15 protein-coding genes and 1 pseudogene are annotated in these 21735 nt (G+C 55.3%); 6 read left to right on the top strand and 10 right to left on the bottom strand.

All coding sequences use genetic code 11. The features are described 5' to 3' along the window. Nucleotides 1-15 precede the first annotated feature (15 nt). The 6 genes from HB779_RS18835 to HB779_RS18810 form a co-directional block, all read right to left on the bottom strand. Entirely contained in the window at nt 16-1194 is a 1179-nt protein-coding gene (locus HB779_RS18835; protein WP_188346009.1) for an MFS transporter, read from the bottom strand. An 89-nt stretch (nt 1195-1283) separates the two neighbouring features. After that, on the bottom strand, nt 1284-1889 hold the full coding sequence (locus HB779_RS18830; protein WP_244642424.1) for a TetR/AcrR family transcriptional regulator: 606 nt from the start codon (nt 1887-1889) through the stop codon (nt 1284-1286). Nucleotides 1890-1964: 75 nt separating this feature from the next. Beyond that, nucleotides 1965-3269 carry a cytochrome c gene (locus tag HB779_RS18825; protein WP_188343762.1) on the bottom strand — a complete coding sequence of 435 codons (1305 nt, stop codon included), beginning with the start codon at nt 3267-3269 and terminating at the stop codon, nt 1965-1967. Between the two features lie 10 nt (nt 3270-3279). Next, nucleotides 3280-5577 (bottom strand): xanthine dehydrogenase family protein molybdopterin-binding subunit, encoded by a 2298-nt coding sequence (locus HB779_RS18820; RefSeq protein ID WP_188343761.1) that lies wholly within the window; start codon nt 5575-5577, stop codon nt 3280-3282. A 19-nt stretch (nt 5578-5596) separates the two neighbouring features. Then, nucleotides 5597-6049, bottom strand: a complete 453-nt coding sequence (locus tag HB779_RS18815; RefSeq protein ID WP_188343760.1) for a (2Fe-2S)-binding protein — start codon at nt 6047-6049, stop codon at nt 5597-5599. 623 nt (nt 6050-6672) lie between these two features. Then, nucleotides 6673-8859 (bottom strand): PAS domain-containing sensor histidine kinase, encoded by a 2187-nt coding sequence (locus HB779_RS18810; protein WP_188343759.1) that lies wholly within the window; start codon nt 8857-8859, stop codon nt 6673-6675. Nucleotides 8860-9030: 171 nt separating this feature from the next. On the opposite strand from HB779_RS18810, the gene HB779_RS18805 reads away from it, so the two are divergent. Beyond that, on the top strand, nt 9031-9537 hold the full coding sequence (locus tag HB779_RS18805; protein WP_188343758.1) for a peptide deformylase: 507 nt from the start codon (nt 9031-9033) through the stop codon (nt 9535-9537). Between the two features lie 14 nt (nt 9538-9551). On the opposite strand, the pseudogene HB779_RS18800 reads toward HB779_RS18805, so the two are convergent. Next, nucleotides 9552-10030, bottom strand: a pseudogene (locus tag HB779_RS18800) (cupin domain-containing protein). A 90-nt stretch (nt 10031-10120) separates the two neighbouring features. Then, complete coding sequence (locus tag HB779_RS18795; RefSeq protein ID WP_244642423.1) at nt 10121-11137, bottom strand: substrate-binding domain-containing protein; 1017 nt, start codon at nt 11135-11137, stop codon at nt 10121-10123. A 212-nt stretch (nt 11138-11349) separates the two neighbouring features. On the opposite strand from HB779_RS18795, the gene HB779_RS18790 reads away from it, so the two are divergent. The 4 genes from HB779_RS18790 to HB779_RS18775 all read left to right on the top strand — a co-directional run bounded on the left by HB779_RS18790 (nt 11350) and on the right by HB779_RS18775 (nt 16584). After that, nucleotides 11350-12378 (top strand): ABC transporter substrate-binding protein, encoded by a 1029-nt coding sequence (locus HB779_RS18790; RefSeq protein ID WP_188343756.1) that lies wholly within the window; start codon nt 11350-11352, stop codon nt 12376-12378. Between the two features lie 89 nt (nt 12379-12467). Continuing rightward, nucleotides 12468-14696 carry an iron ABC transporter permease gene (locus tag HB779_RS18785; protein WP_188343755.1) on the top strand — a complete coding sequence of 743 codons (2229 nt, stop codon included), beginning with the start codon at nt 12468-12470 and terminating at the stop codon, nt 14694-14696. Then, the gene (locus HB779_RS18780) at nt 14693-15754 is read left to right on the top strand and encodes an ABC transporter ATP-binding protein (RefSeq protein ID WP_188343754.1); all 1062 of its coding nucleotides are present in this window, start codon (nt 14693-14695) and stop codon (nt 15752-15754) included. Before HB779_RS18785 ends, HB779_RS18780 begins: the two co-directional genes overlap by 4 nt. A 29-nt stretch (nt 15755-15783) precedes the next feature. After that, nucleotides 15784-16584, top strand: a complete 801-nt coding sequence (locus HB779_RS18775) for an inositol monophosphatase family protein (protein ID WP_188343753.1) — start codon at nt 15784-15786, stop codon at nt 16582-16584. A gap of 68 nt (nt 16585-16652) precedes the next feature. Here HB779_RS18775 and HB779_RS18770 read toward each other — a convergent pair whose 3' ends face one another. After that, the gene (locus HB779_RS18770; RefSeq protein ID WP_188343752.1) at nt 16653-16799 is read right to left on the bottom strand and encodes a hypothetical protein; all 147 of its coding nucleotides are present in this window, start codon (nt 16797-16799) and stop codon (nt 16653-16655) included. A gap of 390 nt (nt 16800-17189) precedes the next feature. Between HB779_RS18770 and HB779_RS18765 the strand changes: the two genes are divergently transcribed. Next, nucleotides 17190-18986, top strand: coding sequence for a thioesterase family protein (locus HB779_RS18765; RefSeq protein ID WP_244642422.1), 1797 nt, complete (start codon nt 17190-17192; stop codon nt 18984-18986). A 54-nt stretch (nt 18987-19040) separates the two neighbouring features. Here HB779_RS18765 and HB779_RS18760 read toward each other — a convergent pair whose 3' ends face one another. Further along, entirely contained in the window at nt 19041-21383 is a 2343-nt protein-coding gene (locus HB779_RS18760; RefSeq protein ID WP_188343750.1) for a bifunctional diguanylate cyclase/phosphodiesterase, read from the bottom strand. Between the last annotated feature and the right edge of the window lie 352 nt (nt 21384-21735).

The raw sequence follows: 21735 nt of genomic DNA, 5'->3' as shown, positions 1-21735 counted from the left end.
TTGTTCGTGTAACACCTATGTCGCTGGCACCAGTTCCGGGCGCTTTTCCGTGATGAAATAGAGAAGGCCTAAAGCCGGTAAGGCAAAGCCGAGCCACGAGGTGAGCCACCAGCCGCCATGGGCGAAGGCCCAGCCACCCACGGCGGAGCCGATAGCCCCGCCGGTAAAGAACGTTGCCATGTAAAGGCCATTCAACCGGCTGCGATATTCCGAACCGAGCGAAAAGATGGCGCGCTGTCCAAGCACGAGATTGGTGGTGACACCAAAATCAAGCAGAATGGCTGCGGCTGTCAGCAGACCAAGCGCCAAAGCAGAGCCGTGGGGCGCAAGATGAGTCATCAGAAATGATGCGGCCACCAGAAGCATGGCAAAGGCTGTTGCAGGGCGGGTCAAGCCACGGTCGGCCATACGTCCGGCAATGGGCGCGGCGATGGCGCCGGCCACACCAGCCAATGCAAACAGCGCAATGCCAGCCTGTGAGAGGCCGAATTCAGGCCCGGCTAGCAGCAGGGGTGTCGTCGTCCAGAACACGCTGAACGCGCCGAACATGCATGCCTGATACAGCGCGCGACGTTGCAGGATGGGTGTGCTCACGGCGAGACGGCCCATGGAAGACAGCAGGTCGCCATAGGTGAGCTTTGTGACCGGAACACGTTTGGGCAAAGTCAGAGCAAGGACGACCATGAGGGCAATCATGACCGCTGCCGACAGAAAGAACACCACGTGCCATGACGAAACCTGTGCAATCAAACTGGAAACGGGTCGTGCCAGCATAATGCCCAGCATCAGGCCGCTGATGACGTTGCCGACGACCTGCCCGCGCGCATGTTCGGGCGCCATGTGGGCGGCGTAGGGAACGAGAATCTGCACGGCAACCGAGCCAAGGCCGATAAACAGCGCTGCCGCAAGGAATGGCGCGGGATGGGTAACCAGCCCTGCGACGAGCAACGCAGCTGCTGCAGCGAGAATAACGGTGAGTATCAAACGGCGATTTTCGAAGAGATCGCCGAGGGGAACAATCAGAAGCAGGCCAAGGCCGTAGCCAATTTGCGTCAGGGTCACGATGAGACCGGCCGCTGCTGGCGACATTCCGAGCTCTGCGCTGATGGGTCCCGCCAGTGGCTGGCCATAATAAAGATTGGCAGCGATCAATCCGCATGCTGTCGCCAGCAGAAGCGTCAACCATGGCGAAATGGAATGGTGTTCAGACGAAGCGTCTGCATGGGGGGGATGTCATTGGGTACTCCATGGGAGAGGAAACGGGTATTTCCCCGCAAAACTAATCAGGTGAGGGTTTTCATTGCCACGCCGACCGCAGCCATCATTTCTTCGCGTGTCCGGCCAGTCTTGCCGACAACCCGCATGCCTTGCACAGCACATAACAACAGCCTAGCCGTAGCGGCAGCATCAATGTCGGGTGAGACCGAACCATCCGCCTGGCCTTGCCGGATCAAGTCCAGAATCAACGCCTCGTTCACATCCATGGCTGTCGCAACTTTCTGCGCAACTTCGGGATCGAAGGTTGCAAGCTCGCTGGCACAGCTGACGACGAGGCAACCCTGTTTGCCTTCCAGACCTTGCGAGGCATTGGCAAAAAAGCTGAGTGCTTCATGAAGGCACTCATAGCCTGTCTTACCCGCAGCAACGGCGACACGCAGCTTGCTGCTACGTACAGCGCGGTAGCGGTCGAAAGACGCGAGAAAGACGCCGCGCTTGTCCTTGAATGCCTTGTACACGCTGCCTGAGGCCAATTGCATGGCTTCGGTGAGGTTGCCGATCGACGTCGCATGGTATCCACGCTCGCTGAACACACGCAGCGCGTTATCCAGCGCTTGGTTCATATCGAATTCGCGCGGGCGGCCGCGGCTGCGTGCAGCTGATGCAATCATGTCTGACATACCCCAATATAGAGAACGGTCATTCCCTAAATCAAGTCACGATATGCGCATGCGACATTTCAACCCTTATTGCGTGCGGGCCTTGGCAACATCCGCAGGTGTGACGGCGGATTGCTTGCCGCCGAAATGCCCAAGAACGTAGTTGCTCAGCGCAGCAATTTCGACGTCCGAATAGGCATTGGCAAAAGCCGGCATGCCCTGTTTGCCTTCCGGTGTCGTCATATGTGCGCCTTTCAGAATGACCTGAATGAGATTGGTCCCGTCAGGATCATTGACTGTCCTGCTGCCGCGCAAGGATGCGTAGGGCGTTTGTATGCCTTCACCGTTCCAGCCATGGCAACTTGCGCAAGCGCCCTGGAAGAGTTTGAGACCTAGTCCGCCTTGGGCTGTTGCATCCGCTGCCGGAGCATAGGCAGTCGAGGCGGTCAGCGTTGCCGGTTCGGCTTCAACGATTGCCTTGTCAGACGAAGTTTGCGGCGGGACCGTTTTTACATAGGTGACAATTGCCTTGATATCTTCCGGCGTCAGGTGGCGCAGACTGAAATCGACCGCTTCGCCCATGCTTCCCGTTGCAGAACCACGACCTTCGGCGTGACCTTTTGAGAGGTAATTGGTCAACTGCTCATCAGTCCAGCTGCCGATGCCGGTCTTCTTGTCCGAGCTGATGTTGTAGGCTTTCCATCCCTGCAGCTCGGCACCACCGAATTTCTTGCCATTATCAACAGCGAATAACAGATTGCGCGGGGTGTGGCATTCGCCGCAATGCGCCATGGCCTCGACCAGATAGGCGCCGCGGTTCCATTCTGCGGTCTGCTTTTCATCGGGCTGCAATGGGCCGCTGGGAACGAACAGCAGATTCCAGAAGCGCATGACGTAACGCTGGTTGAACGGGAAACCGAGATCGTTCTTGGGCGCTTCAGCATGGATCGGAGCGAGACTGAACAGATAGGCTTTGATTGCCAATGCATCTTGCGTCGTCATCTGTGCATAGGCGGCATAGGAAAAGGCCGGATAAAGATTTTGGCCATCTTTGTCGATGCCCTGATGCAAGGCACGCACAAATTCCGCATCGCTCCAATTGCCAATGCCGGTTTCCTTGTCGGCGGTGATATTGGGCGAGTAAATTGTGCCGAATGGCAGCTTGAAGGCGAGGCCACCTGCATAGGGCTTGCCGCCAGCGATGGTGTGGCACGCGACACAATCGGCAGCACGTGTCAGATATTCACCACGATCAATCAGCGCCTGACCGGTTGGCAATTTTGCCGCCTCAGCAGAAACATCCGGCAGCGATGCCGGTTTGAACAGGAAGATTGCAACGCCTGCGGCGATGACAACCACAGCGGCGAGAAGTGACAGGCCTAGTCTTTTCATGATTAAGCCCTCACTGCTTTTCGAGTTCGGCGTCAGTCGGCTTCGTGCTTGCCAGAGCCGCCAGCAACGGTGCGACTATCGGCAGCACCATCGAAACGCTCTTCTTTTCGATACCTTCGGTTTTCAGCTCATCCCGGTTGAAAGGTAGCGTGCGCAGCCGTTTGCCGGTTGCCGAGAAAATAGCATTCGCCAGAACGGGGGCAGCGGAAACCGTTGCTGTCTCGCCGATACCGCCCGGAGATTCCAGACTCTTGACGTGATGAATCTCAATCTTCGGCGCTTCGTTGTTGCGCAGGATGCGGTAGTCGTGAAAATTACTCTGGTCCACACGGCCGTCGGTGAATGTGATGCCACTATAAAGCGCTGCCGAAAGACCGAAGATCAGGCCGCCTTCGATCTGGGCCTCGACTGTATTGGGATTGATGGTGATGCCGCAATCAACCGCCACCACCGCGCGATGCAGCGTGATCTCACCTGTCGGCGAAACCGAGATTTCCAGCACGGCCGCCATGTAGCTGCCGAAAGCATCATGCAGGGCAATACCGCGCCCCATGCCCTTGGCAAGCGGAGTACCCCATCCGGATTTTTCGGCAACAAGCTCAAGTACACCCGCCGCGCGGGGTTGGTTCTTGGTCAGCGCGCGGCGATATTCCACCGGGTCCTTACCAGCCGCATGGGCAAGCTCATCCATGAAACTTTCAACGACAAAAACATTGTGCGTGGGGCCGACGCCGCGCCACCATGTGATCGGCACGGGTGGATCTTCTCGCACCCAGTCCACCTGAATGACTGGCAGGTCGTAGGGCGGTTTCGCGGCGCCTTCAACCGCATCATCGTCGAGTTTGCCTTCCGGCCAGCCGCTTGGAAGGTAATTTCCAAGAACCGAGCCGCCAGCAATGCGTTCAACCCAAGCCGTAGGCAGGCCATCCGCTCCAAGTGCGGCTGAGATATGATCATAGTAGGCCGGGCGGTAAAGGTCGTGCTGGATATCCTCTTCGCGGGTCCAGATAACCTTGACGGGGTAGCTTACCTGCTTGGCGATTGCCACCGCCTGCGCCACTGATTCAGCCACAAGCCGGCGGCCAAAACCGCCGCCAATCAGGTGATTGTGCAGAATGATCTTATCGAGCGGAAAGCCGGTAACCTGCGCTGCCGCGCCCTGAGCCATTGTGGGAACCTGCGTTCCCACCCAGATTTCGCATTCGTCTGCCCGTACATGCACAACGCAATTGATGGGCTCCATCGGAGCATGCGCCAGGAAGGGCGAGTGATAGATGGCCTCCACCTTCTTGGAGGCGGCTTTCATCGTGCCTTCAACGTCGCCTTCCTGCCGCGCCATGATCGGCTTCTTGCGCTCTGATGCGGCTTTCAACGCAGCCATGATATTGGCGCTGGTGAGGTTGGCGTTAGCGCCTTCGTTCCAGGTGATGGTAAGCGCTTCAAGACCTTTTTTGGCTGCCCAAAAATGATCGCCGATTACGGCGACAGCATTATCCAGACGAACAATATCGCGCACGCCCGGGATAGCGCGTGCTGCTTTCTCGTCCACGTCGCCAAGCTTGCCGCCAATGACCGGGCAGGCGGCCACGGTTGCTACTTTCATATCCGGTACGCGCACATCGATGCCATAGACGACGGCGCCATTGACCTTGCCGGGTGTATCAAGCCTTCGGCTGGATTTGCCAATCAGCTGGAAGTCTTTCGGATCTTTCAATGTGACGCTCGCCGGAACAGGCTGCGTGGCAGCGGCTTGCGCCAATTCGCCATAGGCCAAACTCCGGCCGCTGGCCTGATGAGTAACGACACCGGCCTTGGCGCTGCATTCAGCAACCGGCACAGACCATTGCGCAGCGGCAGCTGAAACCAGCATCATACGGGCGGTAGCACCAGCCTTGCGCAGTGATTCCCACGTTGCGCGCATCGAGGTGGAACCGCCGGTAGCCTGTCCGCCCAGGGCGGCAGTGGCGTAGAGTTTGTCGTTGGGCGGAGCGTCCACGACCTTTACCTGATCAAGGCCAACTTCGAGTTCTTCGGCAATCAGCGTGGCTTCGCCCGTATGGGTGCCTTGCCCCATTTCGATGTTGGGAAGGATAAGGGTGATCTTGCCATCGCTGCCGATGCGAATGAACGCATCGGGGGAAAATGCGGCTGTGACATCACCGGCAACAGGTTGAGCTGTTGTTTCTGCGTGTGCCACTTTGGTGCCGGCACCAAACAGCGCAAAACCCAGAAGAAGTCCGCTGCCTTGAAGAAAGGTGCGGCGCGATGTGCTGGTTTTTTCGGAGAGGGAGGAGGATGGCTTGCTCATGCTGGCTATCTCCATTTTCTCAGGCCTTCGCGGCCTGTTTTATCGCCGCTCGTATCCGGGTATAGGTGCCGCATCGACAGATATTGCCGGACATTGCCGCATCGATATCACTATCGCTCGGATCTGGGGTGCGGTTCAGAAGCGCCGAGGCCGACATGATCTGTCCGGATTGACAATAGCCGCACTGGATAACTTCAAGATTGAGCCATGCATCCTGCACCTTCTTGCCGGCAGGCGTGGCGCCAATCGCTTCAATGGTTGTGATCTGACGCGTGCCAACCGAGGCAACCGGTAGAACGCAGGAGCGTACGGGTTTGCCGTCAAGCTGCACGGTACAGGCACCGCATTGGGCGATACCGCAACCGAACTTCGTGCCGGTCAGGCCGATGACGTCCCGCAACACCCAGAGCAGAGGCATATCCTCCGGCACATCCACATTGCGATTTTCGCCGTTTACATTCAGGGCAAACATGGGCCGCTCCTCGGTTATCCGCATCCCATAGGACAGGTGTTCAAAGTCAACGCAGCATGTGTGATTGATGCCACAGATATGCAGGGCTTACCAGTGGTTGTAACATTAAGGTGATCGCAGATAGCAAAGACAGAGGCGAAGGCAGGAAGGATATTATATGGGGATGCCCCGCCCGGATTTTTGTTGAGCAGGCTTTGTTTTCTGGCAATGAAATAAATCCGGGCTGCGCAGTCCGCGCGTCCGCTATGAAGTGTCAGGCATTCACAAGATGGTCAAACTGCAAAGACAACAGCAGCTACCATCAGTGCGCCGAATAAAATGACCGAGCAGGTCATCCAATTGGATATATCGCCATTCTGTTTAACGTGTCGCATCGCCTGTCTCCTGTTGAGCGTAACCGGACAAACCGGGCGTTCTCAAGGATCACGAACACTCGCCGCTGACTCCAAGTGGCCAGCGATCATTGTAAAGTGGAGTGATTCATGTCCTGCTGCCGGAGCGTGCGGAATTGGAATTCAGCCATCCGGAACACAGCAACAGGACTATAGCACTTTCCCTTGCCGGGCTCAATTTGCTGGCGGTCACAGAATCATCACATTTCGTATCGTGATGGTGAAGTTCCGTTAACTTTCCGCTTGAACAATTTTTGGAAAAACCATTCGAACGAGCGCTCCGCGACCGCCGTGAAAATCGATGGGCGCATCGTATAGCTCAAGCTGGCCGCCGTGGTCTTCGACAATCTTCTTGACGATGGCGAGACCAAGACCGGTGCCTTTCTCGCGTGTGGTCACATAGGGTTCCAGCAGTTGGTGGCGGTTTTCTGCGGGCAGGCCTTTACCATTATCGAGCACCTCGACAACGATGGATGTGCCAGCAGAATTTGCCCGCACAAGGATATGGCCTTCAGTGATTGTTGCCGATTGCAAAACGGCGTCGATCGATTCCGAGGCATTTTTGATAATGTTGCCGAAAGCCTGACCAAGAAGACGGCTGTCGAAATTGCCGATAAGCGGTTCGCTGGCAAATTCATGGTCGAACTTGATCTGGCTGTTGCTGATCTCGACGAGAAACGAGGCGTCGCGCAAGATGTCGCGAATGTCTGTCGCTGCCAGCTTTGGCTTTGGCATGCGCGCGAATTCGGAGAATTCATCGACCATACGGCCAATATCGCCAACCTGCCGGATAATGGTTTCCGTGCATTGATCGAAGACCTCACGGTCTTCGGTAATGACTTTGCCATAACGGCGGCGCAGCCGCTCGGCAGAAAGCTGGATCGGGGTCAATGGATTCTTGATTTCGTGGGCAATGCGTCTTGCCACGTCGGCCCAGGCCGACGAGCGGTGCGCGGCAACAAGATCGGTAATGTCATCGACAGTCACAACATAAGACGTATTCAACGTGTCTGCATCTTCCCGCGTGATCTGTACGTTGAAGGAGCGGGCGACGCCATTGCGCGTCATGGCAATTTGTTTGCGGCTGGATGAGCGTCCGCTGTCGCGCGCGGTTGTAAATATCTCCCCAAACTCCGGCAGCAGTTCGGTAAGGTTGCTCCCGATGGTTGAAACATTATCGTTCAAAAGCATGGATTCGGCCGGCCGGTTGATGACCGCGATATCGCCTTTTGTATTGACGCTGATGACACCGGCTGTGACGCCGGAAAGCACGGCTTCGGTGAAGCGGCGGCGTTCATCGATCTGCTCTTTCGCCGAAATCAGGTCGGTATGCTGAGTCTTCAACTGTTTGACCATGTTGTTGAAGGTCAGGGACAAAGACGCAATATCGCCATCGGAATTTCGTACGGGAACAGAAACGTCAAAATCGCCTGTTGCGACCTCTTCGGCTGCGCCGATGAGCAAGCGGATAGGCTGAACCACGCGATTGGCGACGGCAATGCCTGTCCAGACTGCCGTCAACAGCAGGAGAAGAGTCAATTCGATGTAAAGCAGCGCATAGGCGATCTGCGTATTCGTGCGGTTGCTCGCCAGCGACTGATATTCGCTGCTGTTGTTGGTCACAATCCGCATATTGTTCAGTGCCGAGGCATCGATGCTGCGAACAGTATAGAGGTAAAGATCGGGCAAAGCCTGTGTCTTGATAACCGCTCCGACAAGATTGGTCGCACCCGGGGGGATCAGTACCGGGCGGTCGCCGGCGGCGCCCCGCACGGCAGAGAGAGGAACGGGTGGCATCGTATGGTCGTTGAACAGGTTGGCGCTGACCACGATTTCGCCCGTAGACTTGACCAATGACGCGCCCAAAAGATTGTTGCGGCCTGCATCATAGGTCAACCAATCGGAAAACGCGCCGCGATCGAGGCTGAAAAGCTGGCGCCGCTGGTCCAGTTCAATGACCATGGAGAGTGTTGTTGTCAGAAGATTTTGCGCGTTGTCTTCCGTGTAAGTTTGCGCTGCCTTGATGGACATGTCGATGATTTTGTTATTATCGACACTGATCCACGAATTCAGGCGATTATCCAGAATGATCAGGGAGAAACAGGCAACGATGATCGATGGAATCGAGGCAATCAGCGCGAAGATGAAGGCGATATTGGTGTGCAGATCATTGTGCTTTTCCTTGTTCTTGAACAGGAAGAGTTTTCGCACCGTTGCATAGGACAGATAGACAAGCAGCAGAATCGAAATGACATTCACAGCAATGATAAGCTGCGTTACCTCTTTGGTCGGTGAAATGCTGGTGATGCCCATCATGACAACGAACGAGGCAATCGTAGTCACCAGCGCCAGAAGCGTCAGATAAAGTGCGCCCCTCGGCAAAATCTGTTGTTTGATCTCGATGTCGCTGGAGGACATGCATCAGCCTCGTTGGGTCATACCGTTTACTAACGAAGACCACAGTATTGCATTGTGGATTATCGGGCGTCGCATCGCTTGTAAAGCGAGCTTGCCTTCTGGCAGTGGATTGAGGCAACAGGGTGAATATGCGTTGCTGATCTGCCACGCACCACAGGCCGGAGTATTGAAATGGGCGTTCGCACGATTTTGAAGTTTCCGCATCCCGATCTGAGGGCGAAAGCGCAGCCTGTCACCGTTTTCGACGAAAGTCTGCGTGCCCTTGCGACTGATTTGCTCGATACAATGCGGGCGGCGCCGGGGATCGGTATTACCGCGCCGCATCTGGGTGTTCTGCAACGCCTTGTTGTGATCGAGCTCGACGATGGTCAGGGCGTGCACAATTACGTCAATCCATGGATTGAATGGACGTCGACTGAATTGGTTCGCCACACCGAGGGGAGTGTTTCAATGCTGGGTGTAAACGATGAGATTGAACGCCCCGCCACGGTTCGTGTGCGCTATCAGGATATGGCAGGCTTACCGCAAATTGCGGAGGCGGACGGCCTGCTTGCGGTGTGCCTGCAGCATGAAATCGATCAGCTTGATGGCATTTTTTGGATATACCGTCTGTCAAAACTCAAGCGTGACCGGCTGACCAAACGATTTGAGAAATTGCAGCGCGGCGCGAAGGATTAAGGCTCGCCAACACCTCAACGATGGATGGGATCTTTCCAGAGGACGCCTTCCGGCTTTTCCACCGGCTCGATATCAAGATTGACGACGACAGGCTCCTGACCAGAACGGACAAGAACGCATTCGAGCGGTTCGTCGGCACTGGCATTGATTTCCTGATGCGGCACGTAGGGCGGCACGAAAATAAAATCGCCTGGACCGGCCTCGGCAACATATTCCAGCTTGTTGCCCCAACGCATGCGCGCTTTGCCTTTCACCACGTAAATGATGCTTTCAAGATCGCCGTGATGGTGCGCGCCGGTTTTGGCATTGGCATGGATCACCACGGTGCCCGCCCATATCTTTTCGGCACCCGCCCGCGCATGGTTGATGGCTGCCGCCCGGTTCATGCCCGGTGTCTGGGCGGTATTCGGGTCGATTGAATTGCCGGGGATGACCTTCACGCCATGCTCACGCCAATCGACAGGTCATCGTGGTGGTGATGGTCTTCAGACATGATGCCTCCTGCTTGCATGGCGGATGTACCAGCCTAGCGGGCGCCTGAAAAAGACGCCACCTGAATTCTTCTCAGACTATACGGTCGATGTCAGCGCTGTTGATTGCCACGGATGGTTTTGCGCCAGATCATCGATGCGTGCAGGCTGACGAAGCGGCTTTGAAGTTCGGGCTCTTCAACAGGGTTGGTCAACCAGTTGACACTGTTCTCAACGATTGCGTCAACGGGCTGGACGAAGGTGGTGAGTGCATAGGACGACCATTCGGCCATGGGCACGTCGTCGAAACCAACGACACACAGGTCTTCGGGAATGTGCAGGCCGAAATCATGACGGGCGCTGTCCATCAAGCCGAATGCCATCAGATCGTTGACGCAGAAAACCGCATCCGGGCGGGAAGGTTGCGTCAAAAGCATATGGGCGATCTGCCGCCCGCTCTCATAGACCGTATTGCCGTGACGTATCACGCTGACGTCAAGGCCGAACTCGGCGGCTGCAGCTACGAAGCCGCGCTCGCGTGCCATCAAGCTTGGTGTCCCGACAGCCGAATTGGCAAAGGCAAGCCGCCGGCAGCCTGCGCGAATGAAGGCACTCACCGCAGCTCGCGCTGCACTCTTGTCGTCAAGATTAATGTGAAAAGGTCCTTCAATCTCATCATCGCGATTGATCAATACAATGCGCTGGCCACTGTCGAGGCAAAGTTTGGTGATTGCCTTGTCGGGCAGGCCGGATAGCAGGATCGAGGCGTCGGCCCGGTAATTGAGGGTTTGCCGCAAGGCTGCATCAACACTGCCGTCTGAATGATCAGTGTTGATGATCATGCAAATCTTGCCAGCTTTCTGCAGCGCATGGGACAATTTCCGCACCAGCCGCGCGCGGTAGGGCGTATCCATTTCCGATGCAATGAGGCAGACAATGCCACTCTCGCTGCGCATCAGTCCGCGTGCCAGCTGATTGACGTGATAGCCCAAGGCCTCCGCCGCTTCTGTCACGCGTTTGCGTGTTTCTTCGGAAACGCTCGCTCCGGGCGTGAAAGTGCGCGACACCGCTGAGCGGGAAACACCCGCCCGCTTGGCCACATCTTCGGCACTGATGAAAGACTTGTTCAACCGGATTCCCAAGATGCGATATTGCCTATGATCTTTACGTTGCACGCGTTTGCGCTCTTTCGCAATATTTTTGATTTCAAATATTCGTTGAATTGTAATGTTTGTAACAATAAGCCGGGTTGACAGAGTATGCTCGGCCGTGAAACTTTTGCACACGCTTGCAAAAATGAGCGACGGCATGGAGGTGCCGCTTTTTCAGGGAGGAGATACTCATGCGTTCTATATTCGCAATTGCCGCCGCTTTCACTGTTGGGTTTCAGATGATGCCAACGGAAGTGCGCGCTGCGGACAATCTCAATTTGATCTGCTCGGCCGATGTCGTCATCTGTGAATTGATGAAGGGTATGTTCGAAAAGGATACGGGTATTCAGGTGAATATGGTGCGCCTGTCATCCGGCGAAACCTATGCAAAAATTCGCGCCGAAGCTCGTAACCCGAAGACCGATATCTGGTGGGCGGGCACAGGTGATCCCCATTTGCAGGCCGCGTCGGAAGGTCTGACACAGGAATATAAATCGCCCTTGCTCGACCAGTTGCAGGATTGGGCGAAAAAGCAGGCGGAAAGTGCCGGTTACAAGACAGTCGGCGTTTATGCCGGTGCACTTGGCTGGGGTTACAACACTGATATCGTCCAGAAGAAGGGCTTGAAAGAAGCCAAGTGTTGGGCTGACCTGCTCGATCCGTCCTACAAGGGCGAAATCCAGATGGCCAATCCGAATTCGTCGGGTACAGCCTACACCGCGCTTGCATCGCTTGTGCAGATCATGGGCGAAGACAAGGCGTACGAATATCTGAAGAAACTCAACGCCAATGTCTCGCAATATACCAAATCCGGCTCTGCCCCGGTGAAGGCCGCGGCACGCGGCGAAACGGCCCTCGGCATTGTTTTCATGCATGATTCCGTGGCGCAGACTGTCGAAGGCTTCCCGGTCAAGACCGTCGCACCTTGCGAAGGCACTGGTTACGAAATCGGCTCCATGTCGATCGTCAAGGGCGCGCGCAATCTCGACGCCGCCAAGAAGTGGTATGATTGGGCGCTTTCGGCCGAGGTGCAATCGCACATGAAGGAAGCAAAATCCTTCCAGTTGCCATCCAATAAGTCTGCAATCGTTCCGCCAGAAGCGCCGAAGTTCGAAGACATCAAGCTCATCGACTATGACTTCAAGACCTATGGCGACCCGGCGAAGCGCAAGGAATTGCTCGAGCGCTGGGATAAGGAGATCGGCGCCAGCGCCAATTGATCTGATTTCCAAAACTCTGCGTGTCCGTCCAGATGGGTGCGGGCACGCGATGGGTATTTTCATGTTTGAAGACAGCATTGGGTAGCGCAATGGAACGTAGCGACCGGAGATTGAATATTGCTCTGGGTATTGGCTTGGCCGGGTTCACCCTCGTGCCTTGGTACAGGATCGAGAGCGGATTCTACAGCTTTGGCTGGCTTGGCAATTTCCTTTCAGGTTCGGCCGAAGCGCCCGGTCTTTTACAGATCGCCAGCCATGGACGCTGGACGCTGGCGATTATCGCCGTGCTCTTCGCGTTCGGGCTGATGGCGCGGGCATTCAAAGTTTCGCCGCTGCGGGCCAATCTGCTGATCGGCGCCGGTGCAGCCGGTATCGTGTTCCTTGTTCTGCAAGGGCTTGCCATTGGCTTTACTGGCTGGACATGGGCAATCAGCGAACATCTCTTCGGGCCGCTTGCCGATGGCCAACCCTCCATGGGGGCTGGGGCAGGGCTTGTCGCCCTGTCTTTCGTGCTGCTGTTTTCGTTCGGACTGGCAGAGCGCGGCGTGCTGCGCGGTGATGCCTTTGTTGTGGCTTCCATTGCTCTTTTGATTTTCCTTGTCAGTATTTTTGTATTTTACCCCGTCGGCAGCATGCTCATCGGCTCGGTGCAGAGCTTTGACGGCTCGTTCGACCCTTCCGGCTTTGTCCGTAATATTCAGGACCCATCGATCTGGAGCCTCGACTGTGTGGTTGGCGGTGCCCGGTGCGGCGTTGCCTGGCGTACATTGTTCCTCGCTATCATGGCTGCGTCAGGTTCAACCCTGCTTGGTCTGTGCTTTGCACTCGTGGCGACGCGCACGCGCTTTCCGTTCAAGAAGGGTTTGCGCCTGCTGACGATCCTGCCGATTATTACGCCACCGTTCGTTATCGGTCTGGCGCTCATCCTGCTGTTTGGCCGCGCTGGTGTCGTTACCCAGCAGCTGTCGCACTTTTTCGGAATTGAGCCCGGTCGCTGGCTCTACGGCTTGACCGGTATCTGGATCGCTCAGGTTCTGTCATTCACGCCGATATCGTTCCTCGTTCTTATCGGCGTTGTCGAAGGCGTCAGCCCGTCGATGGAAGAGGCATCGCAGACTTTGCGGGCAGATCGCTGGCGCACATTCTGGCGGATTTCGCTGCCATTGATGAAGCCCGGCCTCGCCAATGCGTTCCTGATCGGCTTTATCGAAAGCATGGCCGACTTCGGTAATCCGCTGGTGCTTGGCGGCAGCCACGGCGTATTATCGACGGAAATCTTCTTCGCTGTGGTCGGTTCACAGAACGACCCATCCCGCGCGGCAGTTCTGGCGATTATCCTGCTGTTCTTTACACTCTCAGCGTTTCTGGCGCAGCGTGTCTGGCTGGCCGGCAAGAGCTTTGCCACGGTCACCGGCAAAGGCGATTCCGGCGCGCATATTGCTTTGCCGAAATCCCTGTCGATTGGTGTTCATGCCATTGTGATACCGTGGATTCTGTTCACGCTGGTGATCTACGGTATGATCCTGTTCGGCGGCTTTGTCCGGACATGGGGTCTCGACAACACGCTGACTCTGGAACATTACCAGCGGGCATTCTCCTTCACGTTCAACAATGGTGTCATTGCCTGGACCGGGGTTGCATGGAATTCGTTCTGGACGACCATCAAGATCGCACTGATCTCGGCGCCGCTGACAGCTGCAGTTGGCCTGCTCACCGCTTATCTGATTGTTCGCCAGCGCTTTGTCGGCCGCAACGTGTTTGAATTTGCCCTGATGATGAGCTTTGCCATCCCCGGTACAGTCATCGGCATCAGCTACATCATGGCATTCAATCTGCCGCCGCTTGAAATGACGGGTACAGCATTGATCCTTATCGCCTGTTTCGTCTTCCGTAACATGCCGGTCGGCGTGCGTGGCGGCGTGGCGGCCATGAGCCAGCTGGACAAGAGTCTCGATGAGGCCTCGCTGACATTGCGCGCGACGAGTTTCCGTACCATTCGCAAGGTAATCCTGCCGCTCCTGCGTCCGGCGATTGTTGCAGCGCTGGTTTATTCCTTCGTCCGTGCGATCACATCGATCAGCGCTGTCATATTCCTTGTTAGTGCCGAGTATAATATGGCGACTTCCTACATTGTCGGGCTCGTCGAGAATGGCGAGTACGGCGTTGCCGTGGCCTATTCCTCCATGTTGATTGTCGTGATGATCGTCATCATCACCTGTTTCCAGCTTCTGGTGGGTGAACGAAAGCTGCGCCGCGAAAACCGCGTCGCGACAGCCTTCGTCCCGTCCGCCATACCTCAAGAAAAGGCCGCATCATGACCACGCACCGCACCGGCTCCGTCGTCTTCACCAATGTCAAAAAGCAGTTCGGTAATTTCACAGCCATTCACGATCTGTCACTCGATATCGAGCCCGGTACGCTTGTTACCCTGCTCGGACCGTCCGGTTGCGGCAAGACGACCACGTTGCGGATGCTGGCGGGGCTGGAACATCCTTCCTCCGGGAGGATTCTGATCGGCGGCAAGGATGTCACCATGCTGCCCGCCAACGAGCGGGATGTATCGATGGTGTTTCAGTCCTACGCGCTGTTTCCGCATATGACGGTGCTTGAGAACGTCGCTTACGGGCTTGAATCATCCAAGATAAAAAAATCAGATGCCAGAGAAAAGGCAGAGGAAGGCTTGAAGCAGGTTGGTCTGGCCGGATATGGCCAGCGCTTGCCCGCCGAACTCTCCGGCGGGCAGCAACAGCGCGTGGCCGTAGCCCGCGCGCTGGTTCTCGAACCTCAGGTGCTTTTGTTGGATGAACCATTGTCCAATCTGGACGCGCGCCTGCGCCGCCGGGTCCGTACAGAAATTCGCGAATTGCAGCAGCGGCTTGGCTTTACGGCCGTCTATGTGACGCATGATCAGGAAGAAGCGCTTGCCGTATCGGACAAGATCATCGTCATGCAAGATGGTGTGATTGCCCAACAGGGCTCGCCCCGTGAACTCTATGAAGCGCCGGCATCGTCATTCATTGCTGACTTTATCGGCGAAGCGAATGTTGTGCCATGCGAGGTCCTGCGCAGCGATGGCGGCAATGCCATTATCCGTGTCGGAACGCTGGAGCATCCGGTGCCGGGCCGCAACGCAAGGCCGGGACCGGCGAAGATCGCGGTTCGGCCCAATGCCATCACGCTCGAGCCGGGTGAGAATGGAGCATTCGCCGGAAGCATCAGGCACGCGGCCTATCTCGGCGATCACGTCGAATATGAAGTCGAAACCGCTTCCGGGACGCTGTTCGTCGTTGATGCCGCCGTGGATCGCAATTTGGCTCCGGCAACCAATGTCAGTATCGGCTTCCACAATCGCGGCATTGCCATCATCAACAACTGAAATCGCCTATCAAGCATCAAAGGACAATTATGACATCGCATGCCGAAGCCGAATTGCAGGGCCGTTTTGCTCTCGCCCAGAAGATGGCTATCGAAGCCGGAGCAGTCGCATTCGCGCATTTTAATGCACGGGAGCGGCTGGTGATTGAAACCAAGGCGGACCCGCAGGATGTGGTTTCAATCGCAGACCGGGAAGTTGAAGAGCTGATCCGTGCGCGTATTGCTGCTACCTATCCGGGGGATGCGGTTCTTGGTGAAGAATATGGAGTGAGCAAGGGAACGTCGGAATTCACCTGGGTGGTTGACCCGATCGACGGCACCAGCCCCTTTGTCAACGGCATGCCGACATGGTGCATTTCGATTGCGGCGATGCGGGGCGAGGAGATCGTCGTCGGCGTTATCTATGTGCCATGCAATGACGAGCTTTATGCCTCTGCGCTTGGAATGGGTGCGACGCTGAACGGCAAGAAACTGGCACTCGACGGCAGCCGCACCGTCCAGAATGCAGTGACAGGCATTGGGGCGAATAGCCATGTGACCCCCGCTGTTGTTGCAGCGATCGTCGAAAAACTACTGGAAGCTGGGGGCAATTTTATCCGCAACGGTTCGGGCGCCCTGATGCTGGCCTATGTCGCAGCGGGCCGGCTTGTCGGATACTATGAGCCCTATATGCATGCCTGGGATTGTATGGCTGGCTATTGCCTAGTCAAGGAAGCGGGCGGCTGGCACCAACCTTTTCCCGTCAAAGGCGACGGGCTGACAAAGGGAGCGCCGGTTCTGGCTGCCGCACCCGGCGCGGTTGTCGACCTGCGCAAGATCGCTGGCCTTTAACCTGACAGAGGACTGTGCGGGCTTGGGATCAAACCCGTGCAGTTCTGATTTCTAAAAAATGCTCTGAGTTACTTCTGCTCGACAGAGACGCCGCCTTCGCCGATCTTGAGCTCGATTCCCGTTGGCCTCGACTGTTTGTCGTAGATGTAGAAACCCAGGCCGAGTACAAGCACGATCAATCCGCCGATGATCAGGTAAAGCATGTTGCGGTTCATAAAAGAATATCCCTAAATCCAAGCATTGTCATGGGGTTAGACCATCGCAGCGGATATATGGCAACCCCGGAGCAGGCACTTTTGGGGATGGCTTGCTGATATGGAGCCGTCTTCGGCAACAGGGTATCACTAAACAGCACATATCGGCCGCGGCCGCCGATGCGTGAATTTCCGGTGGACACGTGGTAAGGTTGAATACGACTTGACCGTGAAGCTCGATGGAAGCCGCTTCCGCATGCAATCTGAGATAAAACAAAAATTGCAGATTCTTTGCGCAAGTGCGAAGCGCAGATCATTGACATATTACGACGAATAACGTGGACTAAAGCTGGTGTTGTCGATCACCGACTCTCGTAAAGCTGGATAGTTATGACGTTCGTGCGAAATCTTATGTGGGCGCCTACAATTGGTCTATCCTGGCTTTGGGGGTTGGGCTTTTTCTACTCCATTCACGTCACCTTGACGTATGGCTGGCTCGGTTTCTTCGGGTTTGCGATTTCCAATGTGGCTGGTCTTTGGCTGTTTGGCTTTATTCTTGGCCGCAGCAAACGAACGCCTGACCAGATCATGAAGGACATTGAAGGCCGTTATGTCGGTGTCTTCCTGCTGTTCCAGATGGCCGCTCTGGTCGTCACCATCTTCGGCTTTGTTGCCTATCTGTGGCAGCCGATTGTGGGTGAGGGCGCAACAGTCGGTGTTGCATTCCTGCTTCTGGCTTCCTGCGCCATAGGACATGCCTTTTCGCTGCAGCAACTGAAGCTGCTGCATATCGTTTATACAATTATCGGTGTTACAGCCGGACTTGTTTTGCTTTTTGGCCTGAAACAGACATCGGATTATCCGGGTGTGCCGCTTCAGCAGTTCGACTCGCGTTTCTACGGTCTGGTCATGCCAACCCTGATTGGCTTTTTGCTTGGTCCCTGGCTTGATATCCAGCATTGGCAGCGTGCCGCCTATATCAAACGCGAAGGCGGTTCAGTCGGCATGGCCTATGCCGGCGGAGCGCTGTTGTTCTTTGGTTTCCTGTTGCTCAATGCCTGTCTGGCCTCCGCGGTCGGGCCAATCGGCAGTATTCTTTCCATTGATGGTTTGCCGAGCGCGCAGGGATCAGTGTCTGCGGCCGTGGTATTGGCGACGGAAAACGGTGCGCCTTATCTGGCTATCGCTTTCGTCATCTGGACCATCGCGGCCCTCGCTTCAACAGTCGATAGTTTCTATTGCGCCACGAACTGGTATCTGCGCGGAAAGAATATGCGCAGCAACAGCCCGTTGCTGGCACTCATTCCGGATGGTATCGCGTCTTCGCCGCTGTGGCTTCTGCTCGGCGCTGCCTGGGTAGCCTATGCCGCTGTACCCGCGAATTTTTCCCTGATGTACTTCATGATGCCGTTTGCAACGCTGTTCGTCAGTGCTTCGGCCAATCTGGTCTGCGAAGCCTTGGGTGCGAAACCGAAATTTGATCCGGTCTTGAGCTTTATGATCGGTTGCGGGTCGTCGCTGATTTTTATTCTGGGATATGTCCAGCCGGTTCCGGGCTTCCTCTTTCTTTCGCCATTTATCGGCTTGATCGGCGCGTTGCCCGTCATTATCGAACTGATCGGCCCCCGTTCAAAAGCGATCCCGGTTGAAATCGTTGATCAGCCGATCCGCATGATGAGTTCAGCACCGTTGACCGGCATTGTAGGATCGGACGAAATCTCGCAATCGCATGGCTTTGATGGTGAGTGGTTTGTCATGCATCTGACGCCGACCTATGACGATACGAACTCGGTGGGTAACGTATATTTTGCCAATTATGTTCGCTGGGTTGGCAAGGCGCGCGAACTCTTCTTCAACGTATGCATGCCGGATTTCGATCTGGCCACGACCCGTTTTTATATTCTTACGCGCTCGTTCACCCATGACTACCGGCGGGAGTCGAAAGAATTCGAACAGATCAGCGTTCGTATCAAGATTGCCAAGCACAATCGCAAATTCGTAACGCTGCAGCACGAAATCCATAGCGGCGCGCAAGGCCTGCTTGGCCATGGCGAGCAGTCTCTGATGTTCGTGGACCGGGATCAATACAATCCTCTTGATATTCCGGGTGAGGTGATTAAGGGCTTCCTGGCCTATTGGCCAAAGGACTCTCGGCTTTCGCCACAGTATCGCCCAAGCGTGCAGGACAAGACGAAGCGCCAAGCCTGACGATTTTGGATTATCGGAAGTGTGGTTTGCTGGAAACTTAGAGCTAAACTCGCTTTAGCTGGCAACTTCGTAGCGGTCAGGGTCGAATGACATGAGACCGCCGGTCTTTTCGAAGGGCTCGGCAGGGCTGAACAAAAAGCCCTGAACCTGATCGCAGCCTTCCTTTTGCAGGCAGGCCAGCTGTTCGCGGGTTTCCACGCCCTCAGCCGTGATCTTCATACCCATACTGGCGCCAAGGCCCATCACAGCACGAATAATAGCCAGACTGCCGCGGTTGTGCGGCAGGTCGCGGACAAATGACTGATCGATCTTGATCTTGTCGAATGGCATTTTACGCAGATAGCTCAAGCTGGAATAGCCGGTGCCGAAATCATCAAGGGCAATGCTGACCCCCATGGCGCGGAACTGGCGGAGCAGCGAAATTGCCGCCACATTGGCTTCAAGAAATACCGATTCTGTAATCTCAAGTTCGAGGCGGTTTGGTTTCAGTTTGTTCGTGGTGAGCGCATTGCGAACAATCGATGCAAGGTCCGAATGCCGGAACTGGATCGCGGAAATATTGATGGCGACGTTGATATCCTCAGGCCATGACACGGCAGTGCGGCATGCTTCCTGAATAATCCATTCGCCCAGCGGTATAATGTTACCGGTTTCTTCGGCAATTGGGATGAATATCCCCGGTGAAATATAACCGTGTACCGGGTGCTTCCAGCGCAGCAATGTTTCAAATCCAACTGTTTTCAGCGTTACAGCGGAGACGATCGGCTGAAAGTGCAGAATGAACTCCTGACGGGCGAGGGCGCCACGCAAATCCATTGCCAGCGCCCGTTTGGCTTCGATACGGGCATCCATCTCGACTTCATAGAAGCGGTAGCTGTTCCGGCCTTCGTTCTTGGTGCGGTAGAGCGCAAGGTCGGCACAGCGCATGATGTCGTTGACGCTGTCTGTTGGTGCAAGTGCAATACCGATGCTGATGTGAATGTTGATCTGGATGCCGTCGATCCAGAATGGTTGCGAGACTGTTTGCACGAGATCTTCGGCCAATGCGGTTGCTTCGGCATGTCCTGCGCCTGGAGCCAGAATGGCGAACTCGTCACCGGATAAGCGTGCAACAACATAGGAATCAGGTGATGTGTCGCGCAGCCGCTGTGCCACCTGTTTCAGTAACTGGTCGCCGATACCATGACCGAAGCTGTCATTGACCGTCTTGAATTCATCAAGATCAATGCAAAAGACAGCAAAACTGGCAAGTCCCTCTTCGAGGTCCTTTGTTGTCGCCGCGAGCTGGTCGGTGAACAGAGTGCGGTTCGGCAAGTCCGTCAAAACATCATAACGCGCAAGATAGGAAAGCTGATCTTCCGACTGCTTGGCTGCGGTGACATCGGAACCAACGCCGCGATAACCACAAAATTCGCCGGCATTGTCAAAAATCGCCTTGCCCGTCAGCGACCACCAGCGTGTTTCGCCTTTGATGTTGATGGGTAGGATATGATTGCGGAAGGTCGTGCGGTTCTCGATGGCCTGCCAGATTGAGCCAACCTTGATGGCTTCCTCCGCATGGGATTGATCGACCTTAAAAAGTTGAGCAAACGGCATGCCCTGCAACTGTTTGGTTGTCTTCTCCGCAATCTGTGCAAGGCGGGGCGAGGTGTGCTGCAACTTCAAGTCAGCGTCAGTTTCCCAGATCCAGTCGCTGGCGTTCTCTTCAAAATCATACAGCAGCAGGCTGATAACTTCCTTCTGCTGCTCGACCTTGATCTGGTCCAGTGTACGCATGACAATAAGGTTGCTCATGTGCACGATCGTGAAAAGAATGAAGAGCGCGTAGATCGCCAGCAAAATCGCTATGAATAGAAAGAAGTCTTCGCCGGTAGAGGCCAGGGCAAAGAATGAGCCGGTTATAATCGCGCCAGAGAAGGCTATGGCAGCAAGAGGAACCACGGCGACGCCGATACCCGTGGCCATGAGGCCAGCGGCGGTGCAGGCAATCAAAAGCCTATGGTAAGGATCGGCTTCCAGAAAGAGCATCAGCGGAATGCTGGCAAGACAAACGCCGTAACACGATGAGATGATGATCAGATATTTGATGCCGTCGAAGCTGAGCTCTTTGATCTTGGGCACCTTGTACCATTGCCAGCAGGCGAAAAGGGAGCCTGCCGTCATCAAGGTCACAATGGTTGAAAGCGCGCCGAGATAGACGCTATGCCCTTGATCCCAAAAGACAAAAGCTACAACAAACACAACACTCATCGCCACGATGACTGTGAAGGGTGCAAGTCTGAGCGCCACATCCATCTGTTCAGCGTAAACACGCCGTTTGACAGCAGGGTTTATGGTTCCCCGCATGCCGAACATCGACCGGATAGCGTCAGGCGTATGGAAATTTGACAGTGGCACCCACGGACCTCAGCAAGGCGAGTTCATATTTCCCTATGCTATTTTTATTACGTTCGGCATTGGTTAATTTGCTTACCATTTTTTATAATAGTTACCAATGTCTTTATGGTTGTATGGTTTATGGCACGCGAATATTCAATTTGGGGCGCGATCTTTTTGAAAACTCCGTTTGTTTCAGCGGCAATTCAGCTACTTCACAAGTAAAAATACATACTCTGTGCACGTGAATAATAATAGAATTAAGTACAAATCATACTGTTACTTGTGTTGTGGTGGCGAACTATAGTGCTGGCGTGAGTTGGCTTGCTCAGCGCATTTCGGTTGCGTCTGAAATGAAGTCAATGTGTCAGTG

The sequence above is a fragment of the Phyllobacterium sp. 628 genome (assembly GCF_014189505.1).
GTDB lineage: Bacteria > Pseudomonadota > Alphaproteobacteria > Rhizobiales > Rhizobiaceae > Phyllobacterium.
This window is presented reverse-complemented; position numbering and strand designations above follow the sequence as displayed.

What these genes read in the sequence shown, in the direction of transcription:
- HB779_RS18820 (WP_188343761.1), bottom strand. Translation starts at nt 5,577, where the DNA reads ATGAGCAAGCCATCCTCCTCCCTCTCCGAAAAAACCAGCACATCGCGC.
- HB779_RS18830 (WP_244642424.1), bottom strand. Translation starts at nt 1,889, where the DNA reads ATGATTGCATCAGCTGCACGCAGCCGCGGCCGCCCGCGCGAATTCGAT.
- HB779_RS18815 (WP_188343760.1), bottom strand. Translation starts at nt 6,049, where the DNA reads ATGTTTGCCCTGAATGTAAACGGCGAAAATCGCAATGTGGATGTGCCG.
- HB779_RS18825 (WP_188343762.1), bottom strand. Translation starts at nt 3,269, where the DNA reads ATGAAAAGACTAGGCCTGTCACTTCTCGCCGCTGTGGTTGTCATCGCC.
- HB779_RS18790 (WP_188343756.1), top strand. Translation starts at nt 11,350, where the DNA reads ATGCGTTCTATATTCGCAATTGCCGCCGCTTTCACTGTTGGGTTTCAG.
- HB779_RS18810 (WP_188343759.1), bottom strand. Translation starts at nt 8,859, where the DNA reads ATGTCCTCCAGCGACATCGAGATCAAACAACAGATTTTGCCGAGGGGC.
- HB779_RS18780 (WP_188343754.1), top strand. Translation starts at nt 14,693, where the DNA reads ATGACCACGCACCGCACCGGCTCCGTCGTCTTCACCAATGTCAAAAAG.
- HB779_RS18765 (WP_244642422.1), top strand. Translation starts at nt 17,190, where the DNA reads ATGTGGGCGCCTACAATTGGTCTATCCTGGCTTTGGGGGTTGGGCTTT.
- HB779_RS18785 (WP_188343755.1), top strand. Translation starts at nt 12,468, where the DNA reads ATGGAACGTAGCGACCGGAGATTGAATATTGCTCTGGGTATTGGCTTG.
- HB779_RS18775 (WP_188343753.1), top strand. Translation starts at nt 15,784, where the DNA reads ATGACATCGCATGCCGAAGCCGAATTGCAGGGCCGTTTTGCTCTCGCC.
- HB779_RS18805 (WP_188343758.1), top strand. Translation starts at nt 9,031, where the DNA reads ATGGGCGTTCGCACGATTTTGAAGTTTCCGCATCCCGATCTGAGGGCG.
- HB779_RS18770 (WP_188343752.1), bottom strand. Translation starts at nt 16,799, where the DNA reads ATGAACCGCAACATGCTTTACCTGATCATCGGCGGATTGATCGTGCTT.